Source organism: Bacillus aerolatus, assembly GCF_009183655.1.
Lineage (GTDB): Bacteria > Bacillota > Bacilli > Bacillales > Domibacillaceae > Pseudobacillus > Pseudobacillus aerolatus.
The window spans coordinates 119,872-139,009 of record NZ_WEIO01000007.1; the positions used below are offsets into that span (position 1 = coordinate 119,872).

19 protein-coding genes and 2 other annotated features are annotated in these 19,138 nt (G+C 44.5%); of the genes, 18 read left to right on the forward strand and 1 reads right to left on the reverse strand.

What is annotated here, in order from left to right; genetic code table 11:
• Nucleotides 1-50: 50 nt before the first annotated feature.
• From mdh to rplT, 18 genes are all read left to right on the forward strand, one after another.
• Nucleotides 51-989: a malate dehydrogenase gene (mdh, locus tag F9802_RS12730; protein WP_152152494.1), complete on the forward strand. Its 939-nt coding sequence runs from the start codon at nucleotides 51-53 to the stop codon at nucleotides 987-989.
• A gap of 178 nt (nucleotides 990-1,167) precedes the next feature.
• The gene (locus F9802_RS12735) at nucleotides 1,168-1,881 is read left to right on the forward strand and encodes a response regulator transcription factor (protein WP_152152496.1); all 714 of its coding nucleotides are present in this window, start codon (nucleotides 1,168-1,170) and stop codon (nucleotides 1,879-1,881) included.
• Nucleotides 1,878-3,653, forward strand: a complete 1,776-nt coding sequence (pnpS, locus tag F9802_RS12740; protein ID WP_152152498.1) for a two-component system histidine kinase PnpS — start codon at nucleotides 1,878-1,880, stop codon at nucleotides 3,651-3,653. Before F9802_RS12735 ends, pnpS begins: the two co-directional genes overlap by 4 nt.
• Before the next feature lie 263 nt (nucleotides 3,654-3,916).
• Nucleotides 3,917-6,544: a DNA polymerase I gene (polA, locus tag F9802_RS12745; protein WP_152152500.1), complete on the forward strand. Its 2,628-nt coding sequence runs from the start codon at nucleotides 3,917-3,919 to the stop codon at nucleotides 6,542-6,544.
• Between the two features lie 30 nt (nucleotides 6,545-6,574).
• A complete protein-coding gene (mutM, locus tag F9802_RS12750) occupies nucleotides 6,575-7,411 on the forward strand; it encodes a DNA-formamidopyrimidine glycosylase (protein WP_152152502.1) in 837 nt (278 codons plus the stop codon).
• A gap of 66 nt (nucleotides 7,412-7,477) precedes the next feature.
• Entirely contained in the window at nucleotides 7,478-8,110 is a 633-nt protein-coding gene (gene ytaF / locus F9802_RS12755; RefSeq protein WP_152152504.1) for a sporulation membrane protein YtaF, read from the forward strand.
• Nucleotides 8,111-8,131: 21 nt separating this feature from the next.
• The gene (coaE, locus tag F9802_RS12760) at nucleotides 8,132-8,734 is read left to right on the forward strand and encodes a dephospho-CoA kinase (RefSeq protein ID WP_152152506.1); all 603 of its coding nucleotides are present in this window, start codon (nucleotides 8,132-8,134) and stop codon (nucleotides 8,732-8,734) included.
• Between the two features lie 502 nt (nucleotides 8,735-9,236).
• Complete coding sequence (locus tag F9802_RS12765; protein WP_152152508.1) at nucleotides 9,237-9,449, forward strand: helix-turn-helix transcriptional regulator; 213 nt, start codon at nucleotides 9,237-9,239, stop codon at nucleotides 9,447-9,449.
• The gene (locus F9802_RS12770; RefSeq protein WP_404799168.1) at nucleotides 9,439-9,741 is read left to right on the forward strand and encodes a DUF2178 domain-containing protein; all 303 of its coding nucleotides are present in this window, start codon (nucleotides 9,439-9,441) and stop codon (nucleotides 9,739-9,741) included. The genes F9802_RS12765 and F9802_RS12770 overlap by 11 nt, the downstream gene beginning before the upstream one ends.
• A gap of 245 nt (nucleotides 9,742-9,986) precedes the next feature.
• A complete protein-coding gene (locus F9802_RS12775) occupies nucleotides 9,987-11,015 on the forward strand; it encodes a glyceraldehyde-3-phosphate dehydrogenase (RefSeq protein WP_152152513.1) in 1,029 nt (342 codons plus the stop codon).
• A 381-nt stretch (nucleotides 11,016-11,396) separates the two neighbouring features.
• Entirely contained in the window at nucleotides 11,397-11,774 is a 378-nt protein-coding gene (gene speD, locus F9802_RS12780) for an adenosylmethionine decarboxylase (RefSeq protein WP_152152515.1), read from the forward strand.
• Between the two features lie 274 nt (nucleotides 11,775-12,048).
• Nucleotides 12,049-12,507 (forward strand): transcriptional regulator NrdR, encoded by a 459-nt coding sequence (gene nrdR, locus F9802_RS12785; protein ID WP_152152517.1) that lies wholly within the window; start codon nucleotides 12,049-12,051, stop codon nucleotides 12,505-12,507.
• 180 nt (nucleotides 12,508-12,687) lie between these two features.
• The gene (locus F9802_RS12790) at nucleotides 12,688-14,088 is read left to right on the forward strand and encodes a replication initiation and membrane attachment family protein (protein ID WP_152152519.1); all 1,401 of its coding nucleotides are present in this window, start codon (nucleotides 12,688-12,690) and stop codon (nucleotides 14,086-14,088) included.
• Nucleotides 14,075-15,007 (forward strand): primosomal protein DnaI, encoded by a 933-nt coding sequence (dnaI, locus tag F9802_RS12795; RefSeq protein WP_152152521.1) that lies wholly within the window; start codon nucleotides 14,075-14,077, stop codon nucleotides 15,005-15,007. The genes F9802_RS12790 and dnaI overlap by 14 nt, the downstream gene beginning before the upstream one ends.
• A 62-nt stretch (nucleotides 15,008-15,069) precedes the next feature.
• Nucleotides 15,070-15,296: a binding site (T-box leader), on the forward strand.
• A gap of 93 nt (nucleotides 15,297-15,389) precedes the next feature.
• Nucleotides 15,390-17,330 carry a threonine--tRNA ligase gene (gene thrS, locus F9802_RS12800; protein ID WP_152152523.1) on the forward strand — a complete coding sequence of 647 codons (1,941 nt, stop codon included), beginning with the start codon at nucleotides 15,390-15,392 and terminating at the stop codon, nucleotides 17,328-17,330.
• A gap of 122 nt (nucleotides 17,331-17,452) precedes the next feature.
• Nucleotides 17,453-17,583, forward strand: a sequence feature (ribosomal protein L20 leader region).
• Nucleotides 17,584-17,660: 77 nt separating this feature from the next.
• Complete coding sequence (gene infC, locus F9802_RS12805; protein WP_191991956.1) at nucleotides 17,661-18,179, forward strand: translation initiation factor IF-3; 519 nt, start codon at nucleotides 17,661-17,663, stop codon at nucleotides 18,177-18,179.
• Nucleotides 18,180-18,201: 22 nt separating this feature from the next.
• On the forward strand, nucleotides 18,202-18,402 hold the full coding sequence (gene rpmI / locus F9802_RS12810) for a 50S ribosomal protein L35 (protein WP_041097707.1): 201 nt from the start codon (nucleotides 18,202-18,204) through the stop codon (nucleotides 18,400-18,402).
• Nucleotides 18,403-18,433: 31 nt separating this feature from the next.
• Nucleotides 18,434-18,793, forward strand: a complete 360-nt coding sequence (gene rplT, locus F9802_RS12815; RefSeq protein WP_152152527.1) for a 50S ribosomal protein L20 — start codon at nucleotides 18,434-18,436, stop codon at nucleotides 18,791-18,793.
• Nucleotides 18,794-18,853: 60 nt separating this feature from the next.
• On the opposite strand, the gene F9802_RS12820 is transcribed toward rplT, so the two are convergent.
• The gene (locus tag F9802_RS12820; RefSeq protein WP_152152529.1) at nucleotides 18,854-19,063 is read right to left on the reverse strand and encodes a hypothetical protein; all 210 of its coding nucleotides are present in this window, start codon (nucleotides 19,061-19,063) and stop codon (nucleotides 18,854-18,856) included.
• Nucleotides 19,064-19,138: the final 75 nt, after the last annotated feature.

Consider the following 19,138-nt stretch of genomic DNA (forward strand, 5'->3'; position numbering starts at 1 on the left):
GAGGAACGGTATTGCATATATTCTACCTAACTTTAAGGGGGAACTTTCTAATGTCTTTAAAACGTAAAAAGATTTCCGTTATTGGCGCGGGTTTCACAGGAGCAACTACTGCATTTCTACTCGCGCAAAAGGAATTAGGAGACGTTGTTATCGTTGATATTCCACAAGCCGAAGGTCCGACAAAGGGGAAAGCATTGGATATGCTTGAAGCAAGCCCTGTACAAGGCTTTGATGCGAACATCATCGGCACGTCCAACTATGAAGACACGAAAGACTCAGATATCGTCATTATTACAGCTGGTATTGCGCGTAAACCTGGCATGAGCCGTGACGATTTAGTTCAAACAAACCAGAAAGTTATGAAAGCAGTTACATCGGAAATTGTTAAATATTCACCAGAGTGCACAATCATCGTATTAACAAACCCGGTTGACGCGATGACTTACACAGTATTTCAAGAATCCGGATTCCCTAAACACCGCGTAATCGGACAATCAGGTGTACTAGATACAGCTCGTTTCCGTACGTTCGTTGCCCAAGAGTTAAACTTATCCGTAAAAGACGTAACAGGCTTCGTTCTTGGCGGCCACGGTGATGACATGGTTCCGCTCGTACGCTACTCTTATGCAGGTGGTATTCCGTTGGAAACACTTATTCCTAAAGAGCGTCTCGATGCGATTGTTGAGCGCACGCGTAAAGGCGGCGGCGAAATCGTAGCCTTGCTTGGTAACGGTTCTGCTTACTATGCACCGGCTGCTTCCCTTGTGGAAATGGCTGAAGCGATCTTGAAAGACCAGCGTCGTGTGATTCCTTCCATCGCTTTTCTGGAAGGCGAATACGGATTTGAAGGCATTTATCTTGGTGTTCCGACTGTGCTTGGCGCAGGCGGCATTGAAAAAATTATCGAGCTTGAACTGACAGAAGACGAAAAAGCAGCCCTGCAAAAATCGGCTGATTCCGTCCGCAACGTCATGAAAGTACTTGCTTAATCTATACATCCTCAGAGAACCCGTCAGCTCGGCTGATGGGTTCTCTGTTTTTTATTAATACATCAAGGCAAAAAAACCATCTGTTTGCGGCCTTGTCTTTTTCCCGCCTTTCCGAAGACGCTCCAATTCTATATAATGAGGAGGGAGAGGTTAAATATTTTTTCTCGGGGAGGACGAAATGAATAAAAAGATTTTAGTAGTAGATGATGAACAGTCGATTGTGACATTGATTAAATATAATTTGGAGCAGACCGGATATGAAGTCATCACCGCGTTTGATGGAGAAGAAGCGATGGAAAAAGCATTGGGGGAACAACCGGATTTAATCGTTCTGGACTGGATGCTCCCAAGACTGGATGGAATGGAAGTGTGCAAGGAACTGCGGCAGCAAAAAGTGACAACGCCGATCTTAATGCTCACTGCGAAAGATGAAGAATTTGATAAAGTGCTTGGCCTGGAACTTGGAGCGGATGATTATATGACAAAACCGTTCAGCCCGAGAGAACTACTGGCACGGGTAAAAGCGATTTTGCGCCGCCTGCAGCACGTGCCGAAGCAAGAAGAAACGAATTCGCAGGAAGAAGGCTTTACTGTATTGGATATTCAAATTTTTCCTGAGAAATATGAAGCGTATTTTCGGGGAGATTTGCTGGATCTAACACCGAAGGAATTTGAATTGCTGCTTTATTTAATGGAAAATAAAGGCCGCGTATTAACGCGTGACCAGCTCTTGAGCGCCGTTTGGAAATACGACTTTGCCGGTGATACGCGCATCGTCGATGTACATATTAGTCATTTACGTGAAAAAATTGAAGAAAATACGAGAAAACCGGAATACATAAAAACCATCCGCGGGTTAGGTTATAAATTAGAGGAGCCAAAGCCTTCATGATCAAATTTCGTACCCGGTTAATTCTTGCGCTTATTTCCTTAATTGTGCTTGTTCTCGCTGCCCTTGGTATTATACTTGCTCAAATGTTTAAAGGCTATTACTTATCCACATTTAATGAGCGGTTAGAAAAAGAGACGGATATTCTGGCTGAGCAAATCAGCCGGGAAGGCGGGCTTACTGCTTTCAACACGGAACTGGCGAAAGATTGGAGCGAAAGACTGCAAGTCCGGATTTCTCTCGCTGATACATCAGGCAAATTAATTTTTGACAGTGGTGCTTTCGATAATTCAACGATTTCCGATCACCAAAAAATCGTCAAACAGCTAGCGGGTATAGAACATTCTTCTGCCTATCAAGAATCCCTTGCCAATAAATTTGAGGAACATTATCATTGGCGGATAGTGAAAGATAAAGCTGGTCAGCCTGATGGCCTGCTCGTGTTAAATACAAAAGTGAAAGAGCTTAATCACATATACCAGCAAATCTGGCTTATTTTGCTGTTTTCACTTGGTGTCTCTCTCGTGCTGCTCACGCTGTTCGGCACGAAAATTACAAACCGTTATACGAGGCCGATTGAATCAGCAACGAGAGTAGCCATTGAACTCGCCAAAGGCAATTACCGGGCGAGAACGTACGAAATGCCTCCCGATGAAGTCGGGATGCTAAATACATCGATCAATATTCTCGCCCGCAATTTGCAGGAAATGATGCAGGCGCAGGAAGTACATCAAAACCGGCTTTCCACTTTAATTGAAAACATCGAAAGCGGGCTTTTACTAATCGACGACCGCGGGTTCATTATTATGGTCAATAAATCATTTAAAAACTTTTTTCATTTGGAAAATCAACGATTGATCAAAAAAAGATACCATGAAGCTATTCCGCATCGTGAAGTCATTGACGTGATTGAGGAAGTATTTATGACTGAACAAAATGTACGCAGACAGCTGCTGCTGCCGCTGCGCATTGAACGGAAGCATTTTGAAGTATCTGGTGCGCCGATTATTGGCACGCATGATGAATGGAAAGGAATTTTAATTGTTTTTCATGACATCACCGGTTTGAAAAAGCTCGAGCAAATGCGCAAAGACTTTGTAGCGAACGTTTCCCATGAATTGAAAACACCAATTACTTCAATTAAAGGTTTCACCGAAACCTTGTTGGACGGCGCGCTCGAAGATAAAGAGGCGCTGACGATGTTTTTAAACATTATTTTAAAAGAAAGCGAGCGGATGCAGACTCTCGTAATGGATTTGCTGGAGCTGTCCAAAATTGAGCAAAAAGGAATTGCCCTCAATATGACACGATTTGCTATTGATGAAATTATTGAAGACATGGTGCCGACACTTCAAAACCGTCTTGAAAATAAACGGATTGACTTATTGCTTCATCTAGAAAAAGAACTGTGGACTGAAGGGGATGCGGACCGGTTAAAACAAGTGTTTTTCAATTTAATGACCAATGCCATTTTATATACACAAGAAGGCGGACGCGTGGAAATCCGGGCATTTGGGCAGGATGAACGTGTGCTCGTGGAAGTGAAGGATAACGGCATTGGCATCGCTTCTGATGAGCTGCCACGCATCTTTGAGCGCTTCTACAGAGTGGATAAAGCGAGAAGCCGTAACTCAGGCGGTACCGGACTTGGGCTTGCGATCGTCAAGCATATCATCGAAGCGCACGACGGAGAAATTTTTGTTGAAAGCAAAGTGAATGAAGGAACAACGTTTACTGTTTGCTTGAAAAAGCTTCCTGCGGGGGAAGGGAAATAAAGGTTTTTTTACAAAAAATTCACGAAACCTTTATTCTTCCTTCACAATTGCTTTGTATAATAAACATATCAACCCCCGCTTCAAAACTGTTTTTTTTTTGAGGGGCGTTTACGCCCCTCACTTTTTTTCAGGCAGAGGGAGAAATAAGGCCGTTATTTTCTTTTTTCATTCTGGACATGGTAGAATAAAGAAGAAAATAGCGGCTTTTTTGTGCCGTTTTTTAGAAGAACGAATGGCATTGCTCCAAGAGGGGGACGACAGATTTGAAGAAAAAAATCGTATTAATTGACGGCAACAGCGTGGCGTACCGGGCATTTTTTGCATTACCTTTACTGAGTAACAGCAAAGGGATGCATACGAACGCGGTATACGGTTTCACGATGATGCTGTTAAAAGTATTGAAAGAAGAAAATCCGACACATTTACTTGTCGCTTTCGATGCCGGTAAAACGACTTTCCGGCATAAAACGTACGATGAATACAAAGGCGGACGACAAAAAACGCCGCCAGAGCTTTCTGAGCAGTTCCCTTACATTCGTGAATTGCTGAAAGCGTATGGCATCGCGCAATATGAACTGGAAAACTATGAAGCAGATGACATTATCGGCACGCTGTCGCTGCAGGCTGAGAAAGACGATTTTGAAGTGAAGATCTATTCCGGCGATAAAGATTTAACTCAGCTGGCATCAGAGGCAACAACTGTCTGCATTACGAGAAAAGGCATTACGGATATTGAAGTATACACACCAGCCCACATTGAAGAAAAGTATGGCCTGACACCGGAACAGATCATCGATATGAAAGGGTTAATGGGCGATTCTTCCGATAACATTCCGGGCGTGCCGGGCGTCGGCGAGAAAACAGCTATTAAGCTGCTGAAGCAATTCGACACTGTGGAAAAGCTGCTTGCATCAATTGGGGAAGTGAGTGGGAAAAAGCTGCAGGAAAAATTGGAAGAACATCAAGACCTCGCAGTGATGAGCAAAGAGCTCGCCACAATCTTACGAGAAGTGCCTATGGACTTTTCGTTAAGCAGCCTGCAATATAACGAACCTGATAATGAAAAAGTATACGAGCTGTTTAAAGAACTCGGCTTTAACTCTTTGCTTGAAAAGCTGGACCGCCCGGCGGAAGAAGCCGCTATACGCGAAAAAGTGAGCTATGAATTTGCAGCAGAGCTGAAAGAAGAGCTGTTCAACGACGATTCCTCTTTTTACTTAGAAATGATCACCGAAAATTATCATCATGCCGACGTAGCGGGCTTTGGACTAAGCGGGCAAAGCGGTACTTATTTTATCCCGGCAGAAGCAGCGTTTCAGTCCGCTGTGTTTAAAGCATGGGCGGAAGACGAAACGAAGAAGAAATCGGTGTACGATGCGAAGCGCACCGTCATTGGATTAAGACGCCGCGGAATTGAACTGAAAGGCATCGACTTTGACATTTGGCTGGCCTCTTATTTGCTGAATCCATCGGAGTCGCCAGAAGACTTCGCAGCCGTGGCGAAGCTGCACGGCATGCAAACGATTCAATCGGACGAAGCGGTGTATGGTAAAGGCGCGAAACGCAAGCTCCCGGAAGAAGCGGAATATGCGGAGCACATTGCGTCAAAAGCGGCAGCGGTCGAAGAATTAAAAACGATTTGCTTAAAAGAGCTGGAAGAAAACCAGCAGCTTGAACTGTTTTACGAACTCGAACTGCCGCTTGCGCTCATTCTCGCTGACATGGAGTCAGAGGGGGTGCAAGTGGATGTGGAGCGTCTAAAGGAAATGGGTGAAGAGTTAAAAAGTAAGCTCGCTGGCATTGAACAAACGATTCATGCGCTCGCCGGTACGGAGTTTAACATTAATTCCCCGAAACAGCTGGGCACGATTTTATTTGAAAAGCTCGGCTTGCCGCCTGTAAAAAAAACGAAAACGGGTTATTCTACTTCAGCGGACGTGCTGGAGAAGCTGGCACCGTCTCATGAAATTGTCGAGCATATTTTAACTTACCGCCAGCTCGGCAAGCTGCAGTCCACTTATATTGAAGGGCTGTTGAAAGTGGCAGATCCTATCACTCATAAAATTCATACACGTTTTAATCAGGCGCTTACTCAAACGGGACGATTAAGTTCCACAGAGCCGAACTTGCAAAACATCCCGATCCGGCTCGAAGAAGGCAGAAAGATCCGCCAGGCATTCGTGCCGTCAAACAATGACTCTGTTATTTTTGCGGCAGACTATTCGCAAATCGAACTGCGTGTGCTCGCTCATATTGCGGATGATGAAAAATTGATTGAAGCATTTCTTCACGATCTGGATATTCATACAGCAACAGCCGCTGATGTGTTTCACGTGTCTCAGGAAGAAGTGGACAGCAACATGCGGCGTCAGGCAAAAGCCGTTAACTTTGGCATCGTGTACGGCATCAGCGATTACGGCTTATCGCAAAGCCTCGGCATCACGAGAAAAGACGCCGGGATCTTTATTGACCGCTATTTGCAGTCTTATCCGGGCGTGAAAGAATACATGGAATCGATCGTCCGCCAAGCGAAGGAAAAAGGCTTTGTTACCACGCTGCTTCAGCGGAGACGGTACATTCCGGAAATTACGAGCCGCAATTTCAACTTGCGCAGCTTCGGAGAACGAACAGCGATGAACACACCGATTCAAGGAAGCGCGGCCGATATTATTAAAAAAGCGATGATTGATGCAGCAGAAATGCTTGAAAAAGAAAACCTTGCGTCCAAACTGCTGCTGCAAGTGCACGATGAATTAATTTTCGAAGTGCCGAAAGCAGAAATTGAAACGATGAAGAGATTAGTTCCTGAAGTGATGGAGCAGGCAGTCGAACTGAAAGTCCCGTTAAAAGTCGATTATTCTTACGGGCCGACATGGTATGACGCTAAATAAACAGTTTTCGTACAGAAAGGAGAACGTTACTTGCCGGAAATGCCAGAAGTAGAAACTGTCCGGCGCACACTCAAGCAGCTTGTCGTTGGCAAAACGATTCAAGAAGTAGAGGTCCGCTGGCCGAATATTATTAAAAAACCGGAGCAGGCTGAACAATTTGCCGATGCATTAGTCGGGGAAACCATTCATGATGTGCAGCGCCGAGGGAAGTTTTTAATTTTTGCGCTCGATCATTATTCGCTCGTTTCCCATTTGCGAATGGAAGGCAAATACCATCTGCACGAACGCGGGGAAGAAGAAGAACCGCATACACATATCTTGTTTACATTTACGGACGGGTCGGAGCTGCGTTATCGCGATGTGCGCAAATTCGGCACGATGCATTTATTTTCAAGAGGACAGGAGCACGATTCCCTTCCTCTTTCGCAACTCGGTCCCGAGCCGTTTTCCAGTGATTTTTCAGTTGATTATGTGCGCAGCAAACTGAAAAAAACAGAACGAAATATTAAAGCGGTACTGCTCGATCAAAAAGTGTTTGTCGGTCTCGGTAACATTTATGTAGATGAAGCACTGTTTCGTGCACGCATTCACCCGGAGCGAAAAGCAAATTCGCTTAGAGAAGAAGAAATAGCTGTCCTTCATAAAGAAATTGTGGCTACGCTGCAAGAAGCCACTGATAAAGGCGGAAGCACGATTCGCTCTTACGTTAACAGCCAGGGGCAGGCCGGCACATTTCAAGAAACTCATTTTGTATACGGCCGCAAAGGGGAACCGTGTAAAACATGCGGTGAACCGATTGTTAAAATGAAAACTGCAGGCAGAGGCACACATATTTGTCCGAATTGCCAGCCGTATCCGACTGTGTAAAATTGAACGTTCCCAATCCTCCTTCCATATACTATCTTAACGTTTCGACAGGGGAGGAACAGTTTGATGAATGGGTATCTTTCGTTGTTTATGCTTGCGGCTGCGGTCAGTTTAGACAGTTTCAGCACGGGTCTTGCCTATGGATTGAAGAAGTTAAAGCTGCCAGTGAAGTCTTCCATCATTTTATCGCTTTGCTCAGCAGGAGCGCTTCTCGTTGCCATGGGAGCGGGGCACTGGCTCAGCAGATGGATCGACGAGGCTGCTGCCAGCCGGCTTGGCGGCTTTATTTTAATCGCGCTCGGTGCCTGGGTACTCTGGCAATTTTTTCGGGGAGCACATAAGCAGAGCCCGCATGATGAAAATCAGCTCGTTCACCTCGAGTTAAAACGGCTCGGTGTCGTCATTCATGTATTTAAAAGACCTGCAGCCGCGGATTTGGATCAGTCGGGCACGATCACTGGCCTTGAAGCATTGCTCCTCGGCTTGGCGCTGTCGCTCGACTCATTTGGAGCAGGGATCGGTGCGGCTATGCTTAATTACCCGGCTGTGGTTCTTGCTGCTTCTGTAGCAGTCATGAATTTCCTATTCGTGACAAGCGGCTTGTCGTGTGGACGAAAATTTGCCGGTATGCAATGGGTGCAGCGAGTCGCTTTTTTTCCCGGTATCTTGTTAATCATTATAGGTACGTTAAAAATGTAAATTATGCAGAGGGGGAGAACGATGGCAGTTATTATCGGACTGACCGGCGGCATTGCGAGCGGCAAAAGTACGGTCAGCCGCCTGTTAAATGAATTAGAATACACAATAGTGGATGCGGATGTAGCCGCCCGTGCAGTAGTTGAGCCGGGCCGGCCGGCGCTTTCGCAAATTGTTGAAGTGTTTGGAAGCGGCATGCTTCAGTCAGACGGTTCACTTGACCGGGTCAAGCTCGGCGAACGTATTTTTAACGATGCAGAGCAGCGAAAAAAGTTAAACAGCATCGTACACCCGGCGGTCCGCCAGTTTATGCTGGCCGAAAAAGAAGCCGCGATTCATGCAGGCAAGCAAACCATCGTTATGGATATCCCGCTTTTATACGAGAGCGAACTGACATGGATGGTGGAAAAAGTCATTGTTGTATATACAGACGAAGCTACGCAGCTAGAAAGACTAATGACCCGTAACGGTTTGGACGAAGCTGCAGCCAGATCCCGCATTGCTTCTCAGCAGCCACTCGCCGAAAAAGCAGAACGAGCTGACGCCGTCATTAACAACAACGGTACAATTGAACAAACGAAAGAGCAGCTCCTCAAAATCATTCAAGATTGGCAGCTCATCCCTTAACCCGTTCCTAAAGTGGACGGGGCTTTTTTATTTTTTAGGAAACTATAAAATCAGCGCATTGTAGATAACTTTGCTAATGAAGCAAGGCTGCCGCAAGTGCAAGCGCCTGCAGCTAGACATTGAGGAAGGCTGTTTTCTAAAAGATTGTTGTTTTTGTAGTATATTCTTATGACAAAAAGTGTAGCAAAAGGGTTGATTGGAGCGGAAGGTGCGAGACTCCTGCGGGATTAGCGGGACAGGTGAGACCCCGCAGGAGCAAAGCGACGAGGAGGCTCACTGCCCGCCCCGCGGAAAGCGAGCATCCTGGAGTGGAAATCAACCAACCCTTTTCTAATAGCAACAAAGTTTACGAAAACAGACTTGAGGAAAGAACACTTTTGTTGAAGGCTGGCCAAAGCGTTTGCGCATTTGTTCTTTTTTGTAAAGTCTGCTTGACATATAGCTTGTCTGTAAAGTAGACTTTACGTAAAAACAGCTTTACTAATTTAATGAAGGAGGACAAATGAAAAATATCATTCGTGAAAAGCGCACAGAAATGAATATTACCCAAGAAGAACTTTCGAAAAAATTAAATGTCTCAAGACAAACCGTCATTTCGCTTGAAAAAGGCAAGTACAATCCTTCTCTCGTGTTAGCCCACAAACTTGCCCAAGTGTTTCACTGCCAGATTGAAGACTTATTTATTTTTGAAGGGGATGAAAACATTGATCAATAACTTAATCGGTTTATCAGGCTTACTACTTGGGGCAGGAATTACGATTGTCATTTTATTTATCAACCGCCGCATTGGCGAGAAAAAGAGGCTGTTCGATGAACGCCAGCAATACGTTACTGCCCGCGCGAAAGCAGCTTCCTGGAACATCACATCCGTCATTCTCCTGATTGCCTGGGCAATCATTATCCTGTACGAAGGCATTTCTTTCTCATTTTTCCTTATGACCGGCATCTGGGTCGCCCACAACTTCTCGCTCGTCTTTACTGCGACTTACTTCAGCAACCGGAACTAAGAAATTGGCAAGCCGTTAGGGCGTTCAGGCGGGGGAAAATCGCGGGTTGCAGTTGGTGACCAGTGAAATACAGTCAGTGGGACAACATTTGCAATCAAACGAGCGCCTTTTACTCATATTTTCTGAATAATTAAACTTTTTGTTTTGTATTTTTTGAGGTTCCTTTTAAAGTTAATTATGTTATACTAATTGTAGTTAAAAAAACAATTAAGTATAACATTTATAGATATAGGAGGAGCCGGTATATGAAGGCGAAAGTAGCAATTAACGGATTTGGCCGTATCGGAAGAATGGTGTTCCGCAAAGCAATTTTAGAGGATAATTTGGAGATTGTAGCGGTGAACGCGAGCTACCCTGCAGAGACGCTTGCTCATTTGATTAAGTATGACACAAATCATGGAAAGTTTGATGGGGATGTACAAACGGAAGAAAACGCATTGATCGTGAATGGCAAACGTGTTCAATTAGTAAGCAATCGTGATCCGCGTGAGCTTCCTTGGAAAGAGCTTGGTATTGATATCGTAATTGAAGCAACAGGAAAATTCAACGCTCGCGAAAAAGCAGCTCTTCACTTGGATGCTGGTGCGAAAAAAGTAGTATTAACGGCTCCAGGTAAAAATGAAGACGCGACTATCGTTATGGGTGTGAATGAAAGCGATTTAAATATCCAAAAAGACGAAGTCATTTCCAACGCCTCCTGCACGACGAACTGCCTGGCTCCGGTAGCGAAAGTGCTGGATGATAAATTTGGCATTGAAAATGGTTTGATGACAACTGTTCATGCTTACACTAATGACCAGAACAACATAGATAACCCGCATAAAGATTTGCGTCGTGCCCGCGCATGCGCGCAGTCCATTATTCCAACGTCTACAGGGGCAGCGAAAGCATTGTCACTCGTTCTTCCTCATTTAAAAGGAAAAATTCACGGCATGGCTTTGCGCGTGCCGACTTCAAATGTGTCGCTTGTAGACCTTGTTGTTGATTTGAAACGTGAAGTGACAGTTGATGAAATCAATGAAGCGTTTATTGAAGCATCCCAAGGTGCATTGAAAGGTGTTCTTGAATTCACAACAGAACCGTTAGTATCGGTTGATTTCAATACTAATCCTCATTCTTCCATCATCGACGGTTTGTCAACAATCGTGATGGAAGGAACAAAAGTGAAAGTTCTCGCCTGGTACGACAACGAGTGGGGCTATTCTTGCCGCGTCGTTGACCTCGTGAACTACGTCGCGGAAAATATGAAAAAAAAAGTTGAGGTAACTGCTTAATTTTATGAAATCGGCTTGAGTGGATTTTTCAAGCCGGTTTTTTTGCGTGTCGGCGGAGCGGTGTACAAAAGGGGTTTGTGTATAAAAGTGAAAAGTCCATACACAAATCGTTGGACTCCGTGCACAACGCCAAGAAACCGCAGCAAAAAAATATCTACCTTGAAAAAATGGTTTGATTTTAAATAAAGTCAATTATTCAAAAACCTTTCGAAAAAAAGTTAGACAGGATGTTGCAAAATTATACTGTTCACAGTATACTAATTTTCGTGAAATAAAATAGCTGCTTAAAGGGTTAGGACCTCTTCGGACTAACTTTCCCCCGTGGCGGTTATCACTTTTACAACGAATCTTTTAAAAAATTGTAAAAGGGGGAAACGATCATTGGAAACTATGGGTCGTCATGTAATTGCGGAACTTTGGGGCTGCAATCTTGAAAAGTTGAATGACATGGAAACAATTGAACAAATTTTTGTGGATGCAGCATTGAAATCTGGTGCTGAAATCCGAGAGGTGGCTTTTCACAAATTTGCCCCGCAAGGCGTGAGTGGAGTCGTCATTATTTCTGAATCGCATTTAACGATTCACAGCTTTCCGGAACACGGATACGCAAGCATTGATGTGTATACTTGCGGAGATCTTGATCCGAATATTGCAGCAAATTACATCGCAGAGGCATTAGAGGCAGATGTACGGGAAACAATGGAAATGCCTCGTGGATTGGGCCCTGTTCAAGCGAGACAAAAAGCAAGTGTCCTATAAAATGAAACTTTCATCAGTGAGGAGGGTTTCATTTCCTACTGATGGTTAGTTGAATAAATCGGGCGTTTATTGGCAGGTGACCCTCCGCTTATGTGACTTTGTTTTACCCAAAGCTTTGAGGCGGGGGGTCTTGCTGCCAGTTCATGCGAAGTAAAAAGAGGTGTATGCGATGAGCATACACCTCTTTCATTTATACGGTGAACCATTGTCTTGTACATTTCGCTTCTTTTTAATATGATTGAGGTAGTGAAATTAAAATCGGAGTTGAGATACAATGAAATGTCCGGCTTGTCAGCATAATGGCACACGTGTAATTGATTCAAGGCCTGTGGACGAAGCGCGTTCGATCCGGCGCCGCCGCGAGTGTGAATCTTGTTCTTATCGATTTACCACATTTGAAAAAGTAGAGGACTTGCCGCTGATTGTCGTGAAAAAAGAAGGCACGCGGGAAGAATTTAGTCGTGAAAAACTTTTGCGCGGGCTGATCAAAGCGTGCGAAAAGCGTCCGGTCTCACTCGACCAGCTCGAAAAATTGACGATGGACGTGGAAAAAGACATACGCAGCCAAGGCTTTTCCGAAATTCAATCGGAAAAAGTCGGAGAAATGATCATGGATCGGCTGGCAGATGTGGATGAAGTGGCTTACGTTCGCTTTGCTTCTGTATATCGCCAATTTAAAGATATTAATGTGTTTTTGGATGAGTTAAAGGAATTGATTAAAAAGGAAGACTAGCAAGCTGGAGCAGTAAAGCAGCAGTCATTTTGAGGGAAAAGTAAATACAAAGTTGGTCACTTAGTCTTTTCGTACACGCTATATACGAATGACTATGTTGTGAACAGGAGGAAAACAGATTCTCCTGTTTTTTTCATCGATCAGCAAGCAGTTTCAACAGTGAAAGGTTAGATGGATTATATGAAATTACATTGGAACGAAATTCAGCCGGTGGATGAATATACAGCCTGTCTCGGCGGAACGATGCACGAAACCGACCGGCGCATCTTAACGTTTTTATACCAGCCGCTGCTCGGTTCCACTTGCTTCAGCTTATATATGACTTTATGGGCAGAAGTGGAAGAAAACCGGCTGTGCGCTCAAACCGCCAGCCATTATCATTTAATGAACTTTCTTGATAAAAATCTTCAGGAAATTTACGAAGCCCGGCTAAAACTCGAGGCACTTGGTTTATTAAAAACATTTGTCAGGAAAAACGGCGATTTACGTGAATTTGTATACGAGCTGCAGCCGCCGCTCACCCCGGAACAATTTTTCAACGATGGCATGCTCAATGTTTTCCTTTACCGCAAAATTGGCCGTACCCACTTTTTGAGACTGAAAGAATTTTTTGCCGATGAGGTGGCGTACACAGATGAACATAAGGAAATAACAAAAGACTTCCGAGAAGTGTTTTCTGCCGGGCCGCCGCCGCTTGACCACGAGGTTATGGAAGACAGTCTGCCTCCGGAAGGAAAATTATATGTGACCAAATCAAGCAGCAAAGGTATCCTGCTAAAGGTGGATCAATTTGATTTTAGTGTGCTCGAAAGTTCTCTTCAAGGGGCGATGCTGCCGAAATCAGCGATGACGCCGGCGGTAAAAGAAACGATTGTCAAATTAGCCCACTTGTACGGCATCGAACCGCTTGAAATGAAAAATTTGCTGCTGACGGCAATTGATGAGAAAGATGAAATTGACATGGAAGTTTTGCGCAAATCTGCTCGCGATTGGTATCAGCTGGAAAGAAATGAAGAGCTGCCTGAACTTATTCATTTAGTGCAGCCGGCGGCGCTGCGCACTATTCAAAACAAGCCGGCATCGAAAGAAGAAGAACTGATGCATTATTTAGAAACAACGTCGCCGCGCCAGCTGCTGATCGATATTTCCGGCAGTCTGCCGTCCAGCTCCGATATGCAAGTGGTCGAAGGAGTCCTTTTCCAGCATAAACTGCCGGCAGGTGTCGCCAATGTGCTTATTCAATACGTTATGCTAAAAACGGACATGAAGCTGACGAAGAGCTATGTGGAAAAAATCGCTTCGCACTGGGCCCGCAAAAAAGTAAAGACGGTGAAAGACGCAATGGAACTCGCGAAAAATGAGCACCGTCAGTATGCGGAATGGGCGCAAAATAAACGAAAGCCAAAACAAAAGGCGACACGTACGGAAATGCTGCCTGACTGGTTTCATGAAGAAGGAACAGCAAAAGCGGAAACTCCGGCCGTTGATCAGGAATTGGAAGCAAAAAGACGTGCGCTCGCTGAGAAAATTAAAAACAGGCGATTAAAGAGGCAGGTGACAAACAGCGATGAAGAGAATTGATGAAACACTGAATAAACTGACGCGATCTCCGGATTTTAAAGCTCGTTATGAAAGCACACGCCAGGAAATTTTAAATGATCCGACTGTTAGTGCCTTTTTGCGCGAGCATCAAGAACAAATCACACCGGATATGCTCGAGAAAAATTTAATGAAGCTATACGAATTTAAAGAACAAAGCTTTTCCTGCGGTAAGTGCCCAAGCCTTGACGGGTGCATCAATGTAATGAAAGGCTTTGAACCGAAGCTCGTGTGGCGCCGCGGCGGCATTGATATCGATTACCACCGCTGTCCGCGCAAAATCCGCGATGATGAACAAAGAAAAAATGAAAAGCTGATCAACAGCATTTACGTGCCAAAAGATATTTTGAACGCTGACTTTTCGAGCCTCGACTTAGGTGACCCTGGCCGGCTGCGAGCAATTGAGCTTGCCCAGCAATTTACGGAGGCATATTCGAAAGACAACGAGGCGAGAGGGCTGTTTATTTACGGACCGTTCGGTGTCGGGAAATCTTATTTGCTCGGGGCTGTTGCCAATGATCTTGCCGAAATGAACGTGTCTTCTCTGATCGTGTATTTTCCGGAGTTTATTAGGGAAATGAAGCAATCATTTAGTGACCAGTCGATGAACTCGAAGCTCGAGGTGGTTAAAAAAGCGCCAGTGCTGATGATTGATGATATTGGAGCAGAAGCGATGTCGAGCTGGATGCGCGACGACATTCTCGGTACGATTTTGCAGTTCCGCATGCTTGAAGGACTGCCGACGTTTTTTACATCTAATTTCAGTTATGAAGGGCTTGAACATCATTTAACGTATTCGCAGCGCGGCGAAAAAGAAGAGCTGAAAGCGAAGCGGGTCATGGAGAGAATCAAGTTTTTAACGGTGCCTGTCGAAATGAAAGGCCCCAACCGCCGGAAATAAAGATGACCCTATTGATTTTCAGGCGCGCAAGTCATATAATACGAACATACACGTAAATAGTGAGACAGGTTTTGATAAGGACATGAGTATTTTTTTACGGTTTCCAGAGAGGGAGAGCCAGGCTGAAACTTTCCTAACACGAAAAATTTGCTTACCGCCTTTGAACCTCGGCCGTGAACGCAGAGATGCCAGTAATGGACCGCCGGCAGCAGCCGTTATCTGATCTGGAGATTTCAACAATTTATGTTGAAAACAAGGGTGGAACCGCGATTTAAACCTCGTCCCTTCATTTATGAAGGGATGGGGTTTTTTGTTGTTTTTAACCATGTAATCGTCCAGTGAAGCTAAAGAATGATTTATTAAAAAGCAAGGAGTGTTAGTTATGTCTGAAATGATGAATATTACGTTTCCTGACGGATCGGTCAAGGAGTTTTCAAAAGGAACAACGACAGAAGAAATTGCCCAGTCGATCAGCCCGGGCTTAAAAAAGAAAGCACTCGCCGGGAAAGTAGATGGCAAGCTGGTAGATTTGCGCACGCCGATTGAAGAAAGCGGAAGCCTGGAAATCGTAACACAGGACCATGAAGATGCACTTGAAATCTTGCGTCACAGCACGGCCCACTTAATGGCGCAGGCCATTAAACGTCTGTATGGCGGAGATAAAGTGAAGCTTGGTGTCGGCCCAGTCATCGAAGGCGGCTTTTATTACGACATCGATATCGATGATTCGATCACACCGGAAGACTTGCCGAAAATTGAAAAAGAAATGAAAAAAATCGTCGGTGAAAACGTGGAAGTTGTCCGCAAAGAAGTGAGTCGCAATGAAGCGAAAAAACTGTATGAAGAAATTGACGACGAATATAAAATCGAGCTAATTGACGCCATTCCAGAAGATGAAACGGTAACGATTTATGAGCAGGGAGATTTCTTTGATTTATGCCGGGGGGTGCATGTACCGTCGACAAATAAAATTAAAGAATTTAAGTTGTTAAGCATTGCCGGTGCTTACTGGCGCGGCAACAGCGACAACAAAATGCTGCAGCGCATTTACGGCACAGCTTTTTTCAAAAAAGAAGAGCTTGAAAACCACTTAAAAATGCTTGAAGAAGCAAAAGAACGCGATCACCGTAAAATTGGTAAAGAACTTGATTTGTTCATGAACTCACAAAAAGTCGGCCAGGGACTGCCGATGTGGCTGCCAAAAGGCGCGACGATTCGCCGTATTGTTGAGCGCTATATCGTCGACAAAGAAGAAAGTCTTGGTTACGACCACGTGTACACCCCGGTAATGGGAAGTGTAGAACTGTATAAAACGAGCGGTCACTGGGATCATTACCAGGAAAACATGTTCCCGGTAATGGACATGGACAACGAACAGCTCGTTTTGCGTCCGATGAACTGCCCGCATCACATGATGATTTACAAAAATGGTATTCATTCGTACCGCGAGCTGCCAATCCGCATAGCGGAACTTGGCACGATGCACCGTTATGAAATGTCAGGTGCCTTGTCAGGACTGCAGCGCGTGCGCGGCATGACATTAAATGATGCCCATATTTTCGTTCGGCCAGATCAAATTAAAGAAGAATTTAAGCGCGTCGTCCGCTTAGTCATGGAAGTATATAAAGACTTTGACTTGAACGATTACTCGTTCCGCGTGTCGTACCGGGATCCGGCTGATACGGAGAAGTATTATGATGATGACGAAATGTGGAACAAGGCGCAAAGTATGCTGAAAGAAGCGATGGATGAGCTTGAGCTTGACTATTTTGAAGCGGAAGGCGAAGCGGCATTTTACGGGCCGAAGCTTGATGTGCAAGTAAAAACAGCGCTTGGCAAAGAAGAAACGTTGTCCACGGTTCAGCTTGACTTTTTACTGCCGGAAAAATTCGATTTAACGTATATCGGCGAAGACGGCAAGCAGCACCGCCCGGTCGTTATTCATCGTGGTGTCGTATCCACAATGGAGCGCTTTGTTGCCTTCTTAATTGAAGAGTACAAAGGCGCCTTCCCGACATGGCTTGCACCAGTGCAAGTACAAGTGATCCCGGTATCTGCTGATGTTCACTTTAACTATGCAAAAGAAGTGCAAGAAAAGTTGCGTCAGGCTGGCATTCGTGTCGAACTGGACAGCCGTGATGAAAAAATCGGCTATAAGATTCGCGAAGCGCAAATGCAAAAAATCCCGTACATGCTCGTTGTCGGTGACAAGGAAATCGAAACGGATTCCGTCAATGTCCGCAAATACGGCGAACAAAAATCGGAAACCGTGGCCTTTGCCGACTTCCTTGACTTGATTAAAAAAGAAGCGAAAAAAGCATAACTTTTGAAAAAAGTCTTGCGTATTTAAGTTAGCTTTGTTAAGATAAGTCGTGTTGAATTGCTTTCGATGAGTTGACGAAGAACATTCGTTATGATATAGTTACTAAGGTGAACAGAATACACATAAACAAGCAGAAGCACCCGCTTCTCACCTGATTGACGCACCAGCAGTTGGCAGGTTTGAATGTAATAATAAATGACCTATTGCGTCGTTTAATGCGGGTATGCACTCATGCCCGCATTTTTTTATTGCTTAAAAACAGAAAACGCTGGGCGTCAATGTGTGTTCCGGAATAGAATCGTTTATTCTCAAAAACCTTGGAGGTGGCTCATTATTAGCAAAGATATGTTTGTAAACGAGGGGATCCGCTCCCGTGAAGTTCGTCTGATTGATCAAAATGGAGAGCAGCTTGGTGTCAAGTCAAAGAATGAAGCGCTTGAAATTGCTGGACGCGTCAACCTTGATCTTGTGCTTGTTGCGCCAAATGCAAAACCGCCGGTCGCCCGCATTATGGACCATGGCAAGTTTAAGTTCGAACAGCAGAAGAAAGAGAAAGAAGCCCGCAAAAACCAGAAAATCATTAACTTGAAAGAAGTGCGTCTCAGCCCGACAATCGAGGAACATGATTTTAACACGAAACTGCGTAATGCGATCAAGTTTCTGGAAAAAGGCGACAAAGTCAAAGCTTCCATCCGCTTCAAAGGACGCGCGATCACTCACAAAGAGATCGGCCAACGCGTACTTGACCGTTTTTCTGAAGCTTGTCAAGACGTAGCTACTGTGGAAACAAAGCCAAAAATGGACGGCCGCAGTATGTTCTTAGTATTAGCACCTAAAAACGAAAAGTAATCAGTTTGAGGAGGAATACAAAATGCCAAAAATGAAAACTCACCGCGGCTCAGCGAAGCGTTTCAAAAAAACAGGTTCTGGTAAATTAAAACGTTCCCACGGCTACACAAGCCACTTATTTGCCAACAAATCTACGAAACAAAAACGTAAGCTCCGCAAAGGAACTCTTGTATCTAAAGGCGATTTCAAACGCATTCGTCATATGCTCGACAATCTTAAGTAAGACCAGGAATTATATCTAGGAGGGAAATATTATGCCACGCGTAAAAGGCGGAACAGTAACTCGCAGACGTCGTAAAAAAGTTCTTAAATTAGCAAAAGGTTTTTTCGGTGCTAAACACCGTTTATATAAAGTAGCCAACCAGCAGGTTATGAAATCCCTGCAATACGCTTACCGTGACCGTCGCCAGAAAAAACGTGACTTCCGTAAGCTTTGGATTACTCGTATCAACGCAGCTGCACGCATGAACGGCCTTTCTTACAGCCGCTTAATGCACGGCCTGAAACTTGCCGGCATTGAAGTAAACCGCAAAATGCTTGCTGACCTTGCTGTTAGCGACCAACAAGCTTTCAATCAATTAGCTGAAGCTGCTAAAGCTCAACTTAATAAATAAGAAGTATTCAAAAATCAGACCCGAATGAGCGGTCTGATTTTTTTATGTTACAGGCAATCTTCACTTTTCTCCATCAAAGAACTGTTTAAAACTTTCCATTTCCTCATCCTTTTTCAAAGCTGTTACGCGATAAGGGCTTTCTGATTGTTTGGGATCGATGCGAATACCCATTTGTGAAGCGCCTAACGGATCGGAAATAATACCTTCATTTTTCCCATCAACATGCGGGTCGCTATTACCTGAGTGTATATTTCGCATTTCTTTTGTCAATGAGTCTTCACCTGCTTCCATTATTATCGGTTATATTCTTCTCTGGTGTTCGTCTCTTTATGCAGAAGCTGATTC

Excerpts from the sequence above, each read along its gene's own strand:
- mdh (WP_152152494.1), top strand. The coding sequence starts at position 51 with ATGTCTTTAAAACGTAAAAAGATTTCCGTTATTGGCGCGGGTTTCACA.
- F9802_RS12735 (WP_152152496.1), top strand. The coding sequence starts at position 1,168 with ATGAATAAAAAGATTTTAGTAGTAGATGATGAACAGTCGATTGTGACA.
- pnpS (WP_152152498.1), top strand. The coding sequence starts at position 1,878 with ATGATCAAATTTCGTACCCGGTTAATTCTTGCGCTTATTTCCTTAATT.
- ytaF (WP_152152504.1), top strand. The coding sequence starts at position 7,478 with ATGAATGGGTATCTTTCGTTGTTTATGCTTGCGGCTGCGGTCAGTTTA.
- coaE (WP_152152506.1), top strand. The coding sequence starts at position 8,132 with ATGGCAGTTATTATCGGACTGACCGGCGGCATTGCGAGCGGCAAAAGT.
- F9802_RS12765 (WP_152152508.1), top strand. The coding sequence starts at position 9,237 with ATGAAAAATATCATTCGTGAAAAGCGCACAGAAATGAATATTACCCAA.
- F9802_RS12775 (WP_152152513.1), top strand. The coding sequence starts at position 9,987 with ATGAAGGCGAAAGTAGCAATTAACGGATTTGGCCGTATCGGAAGAATG.
- nrdR (WP_152152517.1), top strand. The coding sequence starts at position 12,049 with ATGAAATGTCCGGCTTGTCAGCATAATGGCACACGTGTAATTGATTCA.
- F9802_RS12790 (WP_152152519.1), top strand. The coding sequence starts at position 12,688 with ATGAAATTACATTGGAACGAAATTCAGCCGGTGGATGAATATACAGCC.
- dnaI (WP_152152521.1), top strand. The coding sequence starts at position 14,075 with ATGAAGAGAATTGATGAAACACTGAATAAACTGACGCGATCTCCGGAT.
- thrS (WP_152152523.1), top strand. The coding sequence starts at position 15,390 with ATGTCTGAAATGATGAATATTACGTTTCCTGACGGATCGGTCAAGGAG.
- rpmI (WP_041097707.1), top strand. The coding sequence starts at position 18,202 with ATGCCAAAAATGAAAACTCACCGCGGCTCAGCGAAGCGTTTCAAAAAA.
- rplT (WP_152152527.1), top strand. The coding sequence starts at position 18,434 with ATGCCACGCGTAAAAGGCGGAACAGTAACTCGCAGACGTCGTAAAAAA.